Origin of the sequence: Helicovermis profundi, from assembly GCF_033097505.1 — a bacterium.
GTDB classification, from domain to species: domain Bacteria; phylum Bacillota; class Clostridia; order Peptostreptococcales; family Acidaminobacteraceae; genus Helicovermis; species Helicovermis profundi.
The window spans coordinates 1869746-1882685 of sequence record NZ_AP028654.1; the positions used below are offsets into that span (position 1 = coordinate 1869746).

At 26.2% G+C, this 12940-nt stretch carries 14 protein-coding genes and 2 pseudogenes; all 16 read right to left on the reverse strand.

Annotated elements, in window-relative coordinates:
* Positions 1-27 precede the first annotated feature (27 nt).
* Positions 28-1482 carry an HlyD family secretion protein gene (locus tag AACH12_RS08280; RefSeq protein WP_338534950.1) on the reverse strand — a complete coding sequence of 485 codons (1455 nt, stop codon included), beginning with the start codon at positions 1480-1482 and terminating at the stop codon, positions 28-30.
* Complete coding sequence (locus tag AACH12_RS08285) at positions 1479-3704, reverse strand: peptidase domain-containing ABC transporter (protein WP_338534951.1); 2226 nt, start codon at positions 3702-3704, stop codon at positions 1479-1481. Before AACH12_RS08285 ends, AACH12_RS08280 begins: the two co-directional genes overlap by 4 nt.
* Positions 3705-3796: 92 nt before the next feature.
* A complete protein-coding gene (locus AACH12_RS08290) occupies positions 3797-4264 on the reverse strand; it encodes a hypothetical protein (protein WP_338534952.1) in 468 nt (155 codons plus the stop codon).
* A 335-nt stretch (positions 4265-4599) separates the two neighbouring features.
* A complete protein-coding gene (locus tag AACH12_RS08295) occupies positions 4600-4869 on the reverse strand; it encodes a hypothetical protein (protein WP_338534953.1) in 270 nt (89 codons plus the stop codon).
* Positions 4870-5353: 484 nt separating this feature from the next.
* Positions 5354-5569, reverse strand: a pseudogene (locus tag AACH12_RS08300) (cysteine peptidase family C39 domain-containing protein); the annotation flags it as partial.
* A gap of 91 nt (positions 5570-5660) precedes the next feature.
* Entirely contained in the window at positions 5661-6128 is a 468-nt protein-coding gene (locus AACH12_RS08305) for a hypothetical protein (RefSeq protein ID WP_338534955.1), read from the reverse strand.
* Between the two features lie 449 nt (positions 6129-6577).
* Positions 6578-7009, reverse strand: coding sequence for a hypothetical protein (locus AACH12_RS08310; RefSeq protein WP_338534956.1), 432 nt, complete (start codon positions 7007-7009; stop codon positions 6578-6580).
* 261 nt (positions 7010-7270) lie between these two features.
* A complete protein-coding gene (locus AACH12_RS08315) occupies positions 7271-7426 on the reverse strand; it encodes a hypothetical protein (protein ID WP_338534957.1) in 156 nt (51 codons plus the stop codon).
* Positions 7427-7808: 382 nt separating this feature from the next.
* Positions 7809-8030 carry a cysteine peptidase family C39 domain-containing protein gene (locus AACH12_RS08320; RefSeq protein ID WP_422388918.1) on the reverse strand — a complete coding sequence of 74 codons (222 nt, stop codon included), beginning with the start codon at positions 8028-8030 and terminating at the stop codon, positions 7809-7811.
* Between the two features lie 255 nt (positions 8031-8285).
* Entirely contained in the window at positions 8286-8510 is a 225-nt protein-coding gene (locus AACH12_RS08325; RefSeq protein ID WP_338534958.1) for a hypothetical protein, read from the reverse strand.
* Positions 8511-8680: 170 nt separating this feature from the next.
* On the reverse strand, positions 8681-9115 hold the full coding sequence (locus AACH12_RS08330; RefSeq protein ID WP_338534959.1) for a CPBP family glutamic-type intramembrane protease: 435 nt from the start codon (positions 9113-9115) through the stop codon (positions 8681-8683).
* A 57-nt stretch (positions 9116-9172) separates the two neighbouring features.
* Positions 9173-9403, reverse strand: a pseudogene (locus AACH12_RS08335) (cysteine peptidase family C39 domain-containing protein); the annotation flags it as partial.
* A 40-nt stretch (positions 9404-9443) separates the two neighbouring features.
* The gene (locus AACH12_RS08340) at positions 9444-9956 is read right to left on the reverse strand and encodes a CPBP family glutamic-type intramembrane protease (protein WP_338534960.1); all 513 of its coding nucleotides are present in this window, start codon (positions 9954-9956) and stop codon (positions 9444-9446) included.
* Between the two features lie 70 nt (positions 9957-10026).
* Positions 10027-10221 (reverse strand): hypothetical protein, encoded by a 195-nt coding sequence (locus AACH12_RS08345; protein WP_338534961.1) that lies wholly within the window; start codon positions 10219-10221, stop codon positions 10027-10029.
* Positions 10222-10960: 739 nt separating this feature from the next.
* On the reverse strand, positions 10961-11395 hold the full coding sequence (gene dut, locus AACH12_RS08350; protein ID WP_338534962.1) for a dUTP diphosphatase: 435 nt from the start codon (positions 11393-11395) through the stop codon (positions 10961-10963).
* 17 nt (positions 11396-11412) lie between these two features.
* On the reverse strand, positions 11413-12684 hold the full coding sequence (locus AACH12_RS08355; protein WP_338534963.1) for a M16 family metallopeptidase: 1272 nt from the start codon (positions 12682-12684) through the stop codon (positions 11413-11415).
* Positions 12685-12940: the final 256 nt, after the last annotated feature.

The window sequence follows — 12940 nt, forward strand, 5'->3', positions numbered from 1 at the left end:
TAATATCTATAGCCGCTTTTTATGTTTTTATCCCCAAAGATCAATCTTCTCTAGCAAGAAAAACAATAATTTCTTTGATTTTGTAACAACCTTTGCTTGGCATGTCATACCAATCTTTATCTCAGCTTTTTCGCCTTTATAACTGTAAAGAGGCTTATTTTCTACATTTGCCTCAACTATAAAGTAGTTTATTCCAGATTTACTTATAGAAGAATCTTTACTTATCTTTTTTACTATTCCTTTAAGTTCACCGTATTCTCTGTAAGGAAGCGCATTAAAATGATATTTTATTGTATCTCCAACTTTTATATTTGATATTTCTGACTCTGGCATTGAGATTTGAACTAAATATGCACTATCGCTTTTAGGTATTATTGTTGCTATTTCTGTTCCCGCTCCTATATAATCTCCTACTGTATATTTTTGTTTTATATTTAAGTATCCATTTGCTTCTGCTCTAACAACACTTTTTTCAATATTAATTTTAACTTTTTCTAAATTTTCTTTTAAATTTCTTAATGTTTGATTTTCATTTACAATACTATTATTTATATCTATTATTGTTTTCATTTCAATCGGTAGGTATACTCTTCCATTTACCTTGTTATTGGGTGAGAGCTTTTTTACATTTGACTCTAAATTTTTTATTTGTTCTTCTAAATCTACCATTTGATTTTTTATTGAAGTTTGAAATGAATTTATATATTGATCATATTGCAGTTTACTTTTTTCATAATTTACTTTCATTATTTGATAATCATCTTTTGAAATAGCTCCACTACTATAAAGTGTTTTCGACGATTCATATTTTTTCCTATATTCAGTCAAACTTTGACTAAGTTCTTCAATTTTTAGCTTGTATTCAGTATATTTTAAAGAATATAAATCTTTTTCGCTAAAAATACTTTTACCTTGTTTTACAGAATTATCTAAATTTTTAATTCCTTTTAACTTTGTATTTAATGAATTTAATGAATTTTTACTTGAACTTATACTTTCTTTTGATGCAATTAAATTATCTGCAAAACCTATATATTTAAAATAATATTCCTTTTCTTTTTCATTATTTTCATCAAATAAATTTTCTTTATTTAATATGCTTATTTTATACTTCTCTAAATTATTTAATTTAATCTCATTTGTATTTACTTCTTCTTCTAATAATTCCTTAGTAGCAAGCAAATCATTATGACTTATAATATATAAAATATCACCTTTTTTTACTAGTTTACCTTCAATTAAATTTGTTTTTTCAATCTTTCCAGTAACCTTATTATTAACTAGGCTTACGCCTTCATTAGGTCTTACTATTCCACTTCCTTTTGACACTATATCTATATCTGAAAAATACATCCATGTAAGGGAAACAATTATAATTGAAAGAACTATATATATAAAATACACTACTATTGGATAAGGTTTTGACTCCATTACTTCGCGGCTATCAGTAAGTTCTGATAGATTCATAGTAAATTCCTTCATCTCACTTCCTCCCCTAGCATATTTATTTCTATCTCACTTGCTTCTTTTACTTCCTTGTCCATAGTTTGTCCTTTCCAAAGATCAAAGTATCTTCCCTCTTTCTCTATTAATTCTTTATGAGTACCTGATTCAATAATTTCACCTTTATCCATAACAAAAATTCTATCACACCTCATAATTGTACTTAATCTATGCGCTATTATAAATGTTGTTACATTTTCTGTTACTTCATTTATAGTTTTTTCTATCGCTTTTTCAGTTATAGAATCTAAACTACTTGTAGCTTCATCTAATATAAGAATATCTGGTTTTTTTAGTATTGCTCTTGTAATTGATAATCTTTGCCTTTGTCCACCAGAAAGATTTGCACCATTTTCATCTAATCTTGTGTTATATCTAAGTGGAAGTTCATTTATAAAATCATGTGCCTTAGCAAGTTTTGATGCTTCTATCATTTCTTCTAAAGAATCATTTTCCAATCCTAAAGATAAATTTTCTCTTATACTACCACTAAATAAAAACGTCTCCTGAGGAACATATGCTATTTTTCCCCTTAATGACTCTATATTTATATCTTTAATATTATTGCCATCTATAAGGATTTCTCCTTTTGTTGGCAAGTAAAAATTTATTAATAATTTAACCAATGTAGTTTTTCCAGAACCACTTTCGCCAACAAAGGCTATCTTTTCTCCCTCTTTTATATGCATATTTATATTCTTTAAAACCATTTCACGAGTTCCATATCTAAAATCTACATTCTTTAAAATAATATCTCCTTTTAAAGATAGGGGAGAAAGTTTTTTATGTTCATCATCTTTTTTTTCAACTTCAAGATCAAGTATTTCTCCTAGTCTATCAGATGCGACTATTGCAGTTTGCATCATGGGTTGAAGATTAATTAAGTTTTTTACTGGATCAATAAAATATGCTAAAAGTGAATTGAAAACTAAAAGCTGACCCATTGTAAGTTTTCCATCAAGCACATTAATTGCACCAACCCAAAGAATTACAACACCACCAATAGAACCTACAAAAGTAGTAATTGATCCTCTTACATTATCTATAACTCCACCTTTAAAAACATGTTTAAGAAGAACAACAAATCTTTTTTCTGTTTTTAATTTTGATTCCTTTTCAGCATTAAATGCTTTTACCGTTTCTATACCATTTAAAGATTCAACTAAGTATGAAGTAAGCTGTGAATTTTCTTCCATTTGCTTTCTATTAATGTCCTGAATAGGCTTATTAAACATAAAGACTATAAGACCATATAAAATAAGCATAATTACTGCAATGCCAAATAGCATAGAATTATAATTATAAAGAATAATACCTCCCGCTATCGCCATTAATGTATCTATCATAATACTTAAAGTAGCACCAGAGATTGCTTCACGAATTTTAGATGCATCCATAAATCTTGATATAATTTCACCCGTTTTACGAGTTCCAAAAAAATTCATAGGTAAATCTAAAACGTGGTTATAATAGCCAAGTATCATTGGTATATCTATCTTTTGACTTAAATGAAGTAATAACTGAGTTCTAAATGCATTAAGCATTATTTTAAATAAATATAAAAGTATAATTCCTATGCTTAAAACATTTAGAGTGTGTCTTAGATTTCCTGGTACAATATCATCGAGTAAAAATTTAAAATAAAATGCTCCTAAAATTCCAAGAACCGTATATAAAATAGATGCAAAGAAAATATGCATTAAAAATTTTTTCTGAGCTTTTAAAAGACCAAAAAAACGTTTAAAAAGACCAATAGTTTTATCACCCTTTTCAAACGACGCCGTTGGTGTCATTATTATTAAAACACCTGTCCAAATCTTAAAAAACTCTTCTGATGTAAATTTAGTAAGACCTTTTGCAGGATCACTAACCACAACTAGATCTTTTTTTTTATCAATCTTTTGAATAACCATGTAGTGAAGAAGCTGTCCATCAACTACAACATGAGCAACTGCCGGAAGTGGAAAACCAGAAAAAAACGCGTCTTTATCGCCCTTTACTCCTTTAGAAGAAAAACCAAGTTTTTCAGCAGCTTTTATCATGCCAAACGCATTAGTTCCTTTTTTATCAGTTCCAGCTACTTCTCTTATTTTAGTTATTGGTATTTTAAGTCCATATTGTTTGGAAATTGTAGCAAGACAAGCAGCACCACAGTCTGTTATGTCGTGTTGTTTTATGCAGTAGTATTTTTTTTTGAACATTTTGGTTTCCTTTCTATGTATGAAGTTAGTAGGTATGTACTAACTTTTTTTGACTACTTTTATTCTGCGCTTCATAGTTATTATTTTGATGCTTAAAGCTTATTTGGATTTACTCCTATATAACATTCTATCTCTGGGTTATTTACATCTGTTACTTGCATAGGCTGTACACAATATAATGATGTTATACTTTGATAATTATTTTGATTTATATAATTAATCATTTCCTCGGCAGACTTTCCTAGTCCATTTGGGTCACCTATATGCTTTTTGTATATTGCATTTTTTAAAACAAATTCTTTTTTCAATGTATATTCATTTGGAAGTTTTACTTCTCTATCTACTGATAAAAGAATTTCTACATCTAAAAATTGTTTTCCTTCTTTTAACTGCATACTATATGTAGATGTTATAAGGCCACTTTTTAAATTTAGTTTTTCTTCTTTAACTATTTCACCTATTTTTTGAATTTCTTCATTTAGTTCTTCTTGGTATAGTTTTTTTCTTATTGATATTACGTTTGTTAGGTTTATTTCTTGGTTTTCTTTTATTGGTTGCATGGGTTTCTCCTTTGGGTATATTGTGATTTATACTAGCAAATTGAAATTTTAAATTTACAATCTGCTAGTATGGTAAATTTTTACATACTCAACAAATCAAAATAACCAGGTTTTGGAATCTTTCCTAATCCCCTTATTATTTATCAATCTGCAATTATTTTATTATATAAGTATATACACTTAAAAAAATCACAGCTAAAATATATCCCAAAATAAAATCTTTTATATTCCTTTTGAATTTATTTGGTAATAATTTCTTTTCAGAAACTACGAATTTTATATAATAAATTATTAATGGAATTAATGGCATTAAAATTATTGTTGAAGAAATCATCTTAGTTATGTCTCCAGTATCCTTCATTATATAAATTTCTAGACGTACTTTCACTAGAATAATCTGTTCTAGGTGCGTCATTAACAGCTAAACCTACTCCACCCGATATTACACCAGCAACAAAATAACCTACCGCTCCAGCAGTTATAGCTACTGGTAAAACAGGAGCTACAGCAATAAACATTGCTCCTGCTGCAGCCCCCATTACTACTGCAACCATATCTCCACCATCAACCATCATCATTTCATCATAACTCATTTCCTTAAACATTCTCTTTCCTCCAAATTTTGTTTTAGCCTTACAAGTAAAAATAAATATGTTTATCTAATATGTAAACTAGTTTTTCATGATCATACATTTCAAATTCATACTACAATTTATTGCAAAAGCTTGATTAAAGTTTAACACCCCCCGACTTTTTGTCAATATTTTCTTTTGAAAATATATGTATATTTTCAATTATTTTACTAAAGATATTGATTTCACTTATGTACAAATTTTCTTTTATTGAAATTAGTTTCAATTTGTTTTGTGTATTGAAAGAAATCTATGTGATTTCTTAAAAATTTCTATTTATTGTTTTTTGAACTCGAATATTAAACTTCTAGTTAGAACGATATAATTTTAACATCATCGTGTGTATTTCGTACGCACTTTTCATATTAACTTTATATATTTTTATAGTTAGAACATTCTAGATACTTATCTTCAGTATATTTTTTAGTTAATTTTATATATATTGTTTATTTTAGTTTTCATCTGTTTTTACTCCTTTAGCAGAAAATATTAACTTTTCATCAACTTTAATCATACCTAGAGCATTAGTTCCTTTTTTATCAGTACCAGCTACTTCTCTTATTTTTGTTATTGGTATTTTAAGTCCATATTGTTTTGAAATTGTAGCAAGACAAGCAGCACCACAGTATGTTATATCATGTTGTTTTATGCAGTAGTATTTTTTTTTGAACATTTTGGTTTCCTTTCTATGTATGAAGTTAGTAGTTTTTACTAACTTTTTTTGACTACTTTTATTCTGCGCTTCATAGTTATTATTTTGATGCTTAAAGCTTATTTGGATTTACTCCTATATAACATTCTATCTCTGGGTTATTTACATCTGTTACTTGCATAGGCTGTACACAATATAATGATGTTATACTTTGATAATTATTTTGATTTATATAATTAATCATTTCCTCGGCAGACTTTCCTAGTCCATTTGGGTCACCTATATGCTTTTTGTATATTGCATTTTTTAAAACAAATTCTTTTTTCAATGTATATTCATTTGGAAGTTTTACTTCTCTATCTACTGATAAAAGAATTTCTACATCTAAAAATTGTTTTCCTTCTTTTAACTGCATACTATATGTAGCTGTTATAAGGCCACTTTTTAAATTTAATTTTTCTTCTTTAACTATTTCACCTATTTTTTTAATTTCATCATTTAAGTCTTCTTGGTATAGCTTTTTTCTTATTGATATTACATTTGTTAGGTTTAGTTCTTGATTTTCTTTTATTGGTTGCATAGGTTCTCCTTGTGGTTAGTAGTATTTTTATACTAGAGTATTGAAAATTTCTTTTTTATATGTTAATGAAACAAGGTATTATTTAAATTCGATATATTCCACCTTGCAATTCTTGTCCATAGTTGTATTTTTAATATTTGAATTTTATTATTACAAGTTAAATATGTTAATTCAATTTATAATGTACCTCCTAAGCGTATTTTAAGTTAACAAAATGCATAAACTTTTTTCTTTACCTATCAATTTTTATTTTTTCAAGTTTTTGTTTTTTATTTTCTTTATACACTAAAATCGAAAATTTAAAAAGTATCTCTTAAAACATATCAAAGAATGGCATAGCAGCATCATAAGAACTCATAGAAGTGAATTTTTCTCACAGGTTGGACTAGATCCATTAATTTCTTCGTTCTGGTTCATTTATTGTTTTTTATCTCACAACGTCTAATTTATTATTTCATTTTATGCTTCTTAATAAGCTCATTAATAATTCGAACCGAATTTATAGTATTTACTCCTCCACCCATTGCACCCCACGCGATTATTCTATGAAATTTAGAATAGTCATTTTCGAAATTCACAAAAATACTTATAATAGCAAATAATCCTAAACAATAAATGATAGAAATAGCAATACTAAATTTACTCCTTTTAAATTCTAAAACTGCATATACGATTAATAAAAGTAATGGTATATACATCCAAGCGAAACTATATTTAATAAAGAAAGTTGTTACCAGCATAATTACTGATATTCCAGGTATTAATTGTTCTAAAACTTGTTGTAAAATATCCTTTTTGCATTTTTTTTCAACTTGCTTCACCTCATTCAATATTTTACAAAATAAATTTCTTAAATGTTTATTACATATCACAATTAACATAAATTCAGTTCTTTCCAATGTTGATTGACTAAGTAATTTCTATTAACAATCATAATTTTGAGACCCTTGAAACACTCGTATTAAATTTATTAGCTACATCTACTATTATAATAATCAACTGACTTCAGAAAGAAACATAAAACCAAACTATTGTCATGACAAATTTTCCACAAAAATTATTACACGTAATTTTCTATATTATCGTATCCTAAATTAAGATAAAAAACTAAAAAAGGGGAGTATATCTCCTTTTTTTATAATTTATTTTAGTGCAGCATAGATTGAAAGTCCAGCTATCATTATTCCAAAGGCAATCAAAAGTACACCACCTGCAATCACTGCACCTTTAACCATTTGTTCATTAGTAAAGCCACCATGTACTGTGTAAAATTCATTTATATTTAATTCTTGAAACATAAGTAATCCTCCCCCAATTTAATCATTTGCAAAAATATTTGATTTCCAGCATATACATATGTAATTATGTATATTTTTTTCTCCAAAGGGTTATAAATGAAAGAAAATTTGGTTTTTATTTAATATATTAAATTTTCACTTTTCCAAACAATACATCTAAGTGAAATCTATTGTCTTAATTATAGTTTAACACTTACATGTGTATTTTATAATTATTTTTTATAATTATTTTACTTTTTTATATATATACTTTTTTGGTTTAAAACTAATATATTGTTATTATTAGTGATATACCTCGATTATGTTATTATTAACAATATGTATTCCTTATTTAAATTATTATGTATGTAAATTAAATGTTCTCGTTAAACTTACACCTAATTTAGTTATTTAGAAACTCTTCCTTATTGCCCTTTACTCCATTAGCAGAAAAATCAAGCTTTTCAGCAGCTTTAATCATTCCAAAAGGATTAGTTCCCTTTTTATCATTTCCTGCTGCTTCTCTTATTTTTGTTATTAGTATTTTAAATCCGTATTGTTTTGAAACAACTAAAAGACAAGCAGACCACAGTCTGTTACGTCGTGTTGCTTTATGAAGTAGTATTTTTTTTGAACATTTTGGTTTCCTTTCTTAATTTATGTATGACACTATTAAAATTTACATGATTTAATTTGTACTTTCGCATCTTATTGCATCTCAACAAATAGAAATAAATAGTATGGCTAATACAATATTTGGAACTACACTACCACCAACTATTCTATATGTTTATTGTAGTATTTTGAATTTATACCAAAATATATTAAGTTAAACAATATACATTTTCGTGGATGATTTTTTTTATTACAAACTACAAATTTATTCATCATTTTTTTTCATAGTCTCAATTATTTTAATCTTCTCAAGTTCATTCACAACAAATATCAAGACATACGTCAATAAAATCATTGTATATCTATTAAATGATTTATTAATTATTTGAATTACTACTATAACCATAAGTCCAATAGTTCTATGTAATAATTGTGAATTTTTTTTTGCTTTTGTACTTTTTATCTGCGATTGAATATATCTATCAAACATTTAAAACACTCCTATGATTTTTGATTAACCTAACAAGTTGTTTGGACTACCTAAATAAACAAAGACTTCAGCTATTTTAAAATTCAGTTTTTCATATTTCTAATACAATCATATGGCAAATACAATCATTAAAGTTACACATAAATTTCTTAAACTATGTATTATAAATACTATTTTAAAAGATGATAATTTCGTTTTTTATTTTCATATAATAAATATACATAGGCTAAATACAAATCTATAAGTGTTATATTTATAATATACAACATATCATATGAGTGACTTATTCCAAATAAAATTCCTGAAATAATACATATTAGTAATTTATTTTTTGATATATATTTTGTTTTTTTAAGAAATTTAATTACTAAATGCTGAAATATTAAAGTTTCTATTAGAGGGCCTATTAAAGAACCTACTATTATTTTATAAAAAAATGTTGAATCTATTAAATTTACAGATCCATTTGACTGTTGAATATTCGGAAATACATATGTCACAATCGGATAAATTAAAACCACAATAATAAAAGAAAAAACTACTGAAAAAATTATAAATATCCAGTCTGGCATTAAAAAAATGCACCTATTAATTTTTAATAACATTTATTTGTCTCCTACATTTGAATAAAAAAACTTACTCCAAATTAAGTTATTTAGAAACTCTTCCTTATTGCCCTTTACTCCTTTAGCAGAAAAACCAAGTTTTTCTGCAGCTTTTATCATGCCAAATTCATTAATTCTTTTTTTATCAGTTCCTGCTACTTCTCTTATTTTAGTTATTGGAATTTTAAGTCCGTACTGTTTTGAAACAGTTGCAAGACAAGCAGCACCGCAATCTCTTATGTCGTGTTGTTTTATGCAGTAGTATTTTTTTGAACATTTCGCTTTTATTTCTATAGTTATAGACAAACGCTAACAAAATTTGCATATTTTATGTAAAGCTTATTAATAGCACTGCTACTAAATTATAACTAGCATGAATTTTTACAATAAACCAAAATGATTTTTCTAAACTTCCCGATTCTTTCTTTTCTAAAATTATCAACTTCGCAAATAACACACCAATCGGAAATGCATATAACGCATACACAAGACTATATCCCAAATGAGCTAAAGCAAAAAAAGACGATGAAAATAAAATATATATATAATTAAACTCCCTATCTTTTTTTCGTTTTTTTAATATTTTATTAATTAATAAAAATGGCATCAATTGATATATCAATGTTTCAGAAAAACCTGCAGCTATAGTCGCCATAAACAAATCAATTATAAATAAAAAATATGAACTTTTATTTAGCATATTATCTGTTGTATCTTTTATATTTAGTAATACTAATATATAGTATATCAGCACATTATATATTAGTATTACACAAACCCAAAACAGAATTTGTATATATTCATTTTTAATCTTAAATTTTTTTCCTAATGATAAAATCATATTATCTCTTCCTAAAAAATTAAAACAAAAGTAACATTAAATACTAATATCACTTTTGCTTTTTAGTATATTACTTTGGTGTATATGCAGAAACATGATATATTTTTCCGCCTCTATGGACATTTCTAGCTGGCCTTGATATTTTAGATGTAAATTTAGTAATTTTAACACATGTTTTAATCAGTTTAAACATTGGTATACAGTCACTAATTCTACCACCACCATCACACTTCATCATTTCTTCATTACTCATTTCATTAAACATTCAATTACCTCCAAATTTTATTTTTTCAAATATATCCGGCCGAAATATTTGTTAATCAACGAATTTATTACTTTTTATGTTATAAAAATTAATTAATTCAATTGACATTTATACAATATCACGCCCCCGACTTTGTCAAGAGTTTGTCAGTAAATTAATGTACTTTTTTGTATTTTTTTCTAAAATGGTTATAAATGAAAGAAAATTTAGTTTTTAATTGATATATTAATTTTTATTTTTCTAAACAATACATCTAATTGAAATCTATTGTATTAATTATAGTGTAACACTTACATGTGTATTTTATAAGTACTCTCTATAATTATTTTATTTTTTTATATGTATACTTTTTTTATTCGCACCTAGAGATTTGTTGTTATTAGTAATGTATATCGATAACATTACTAATAACAATATTAATTTATTATTTATATTGTTATTTACGTTAATCTTAAAAGTATCATTTCTTTATAAGGCAAACAAATCTATTTAATACATCATACTATAAAAATCATTAAAATAATCACAAATGGTATGAGATGTATTAAAAAAGTACATAGGATGTATATATTTTATGAATTTTAAGTAAAATATCAAAAAAACAAGATAAATTTAATTAAATTTATCTTGTTTCATAATATTTAAAATATTTGATAACGATATTCTCTTGAAAAATATTTTAATAACACAACTTGAAGAATACTAAAAATGCTATAAATAATGGTATAAATTAAAGCTATTAATTAACCCCAGTTGAACCAAAGCCACCATGACCTCTTGAGGTATCGCTTAAAGTCTTAACTTCCTCTAGTTCTACTCTTTCATGTTTTATAATTACTAATTGAGCAATTCTAAGTCCTTTTTTAATAGTAAAGTCTTCCGTGCTTAAATTAACAACAGGTATTTTAAGTTCACCTCTATAATCGCTGTCAATTGTTCCTATTCCATTAATTAATGTTATTCCGTGTTTTATACTTAGTCCACTTCTAGCTCTTACTTGTCCTTCAAATCCTTTAGGAATTTCAACAAATAATCCCGTGGGAACTAGCGTCCTTTCAAGTGACTTTAATACAATATCTTCATCGTTATTTGTAAGTAGATCTAGACCCGAAGAGCCTGTAGTCTCATATTTTGGTAGTTTGTTTTCACTAATATTTACAATTTTAAGTTTCATAACTCCTCCAGTTTCATTTATATATTGTTAGTTAAATACTCATAAACTCGTTTTGAATTAATATCTGCTTTTTTACCCACTGCTGTAAGTGCAATTTTCCCTTTTCCAAATACAATTTTAATCAGATTATTTACTTGTTCAACCGTTATTTTTTCAATATTGTTTTCAACTTCTTTCTCAGTTTTAACTCTATCAGAATGTATAATGGACCTTCCAAGCCAGTTCATTACGCTTACAGAGTCTTCTAGACCTAGTAGATAGCTTGAAAGCAGCTGTTCTTTAGCAATATAGAGTTCCTCTTCAGTTATACCGTCTTTCCTTAGTTGATCAATTTCACTTACCAATAGTTTGTTTAATTCATCTATATTATCATCATTAACACTGTATTCTATATCAAATGTTCCAGAATCTGAAAGAAAATTATTGGATGTGTCTATTGAGTAAACTAAACCATTTTTCTCTCTTATTCTTTGAAACAACCTTGAACTTACGCTTCCACCAACTATATTATTTAATGCCATTATTTGATAAACTTCAGCTGAATCATAAGAAATTCCTGGAAAGCTTATATTAAAATGATTTCCCTCAATATCCTTATTTTTTGATAAAATTCCAGCGTTAAAGCAATTAGAGATTCCTTCTTGCTTGATTATTTCTTCATCTTTAATATTTTTAAATTTATTATATATTGTATTTTCTAGAGTTCTTTCATCGAAATTCCCTGCTACTGAAATAATTAAATTTTTTGCCACGTAGTGTTTATTATAGTATTCCAATATGCTCTGCCTATTCAATCTGCCTATTGATTCTTTTGTGCCTAATATAGGTCTCATTAATGGTGTGCCTCTAAAAACGACCTCTGACGTCATATCAATTAACAAATCCTCTGGAGAATCCTCATATAGATTAATTTCTTCTAGTACTACTGACTTTTCCTTTTCAATCTCTTCATTTAAAAAAAGTGGATTTATTATAATATCAGAAAGAATTTCAAGTGCATCATTCATATGTTTTTCAAGCACTGAAGTATAAAAACAAGTTGATTCTTTTGAAGTAAAAGCATTAAGCTCTCCTCCCATTTTATCAGTAAACACAGCAATAGCTTTAAAGTCCTTTGTTTTTGTTCCTTTAAATAGCATATGCTCAATTAAATGTGCAACTCCATTATTTGTTTCATTTTCGTTAATTGATCCTGTTTTAAACCAGCATCCAATTGAAACACTTCTTACATATGGCATTTGTTTTGAAATTAATGTAATACCATTTTTAAGCACTTTTTTTTCTATCATATTTTAATAATACCCTCTCTAAGATATAAGATAATTCTAATATAATATTAATGTTTGTTTATTATCATTAATATAGACAACTTTTGTTTTGTACTTTACATATCAGTACATTTTAGCATAAATCTAAGTAGAATATCAAGAACTTCGAAAAAGTCTAATTCAATATTTTACAATTCTACTCAATTTTTTGTTATACTAATTATTGTTAACACTTACCTAAAGTAATAAGTATACAATTTATATAGAGAATAAATAA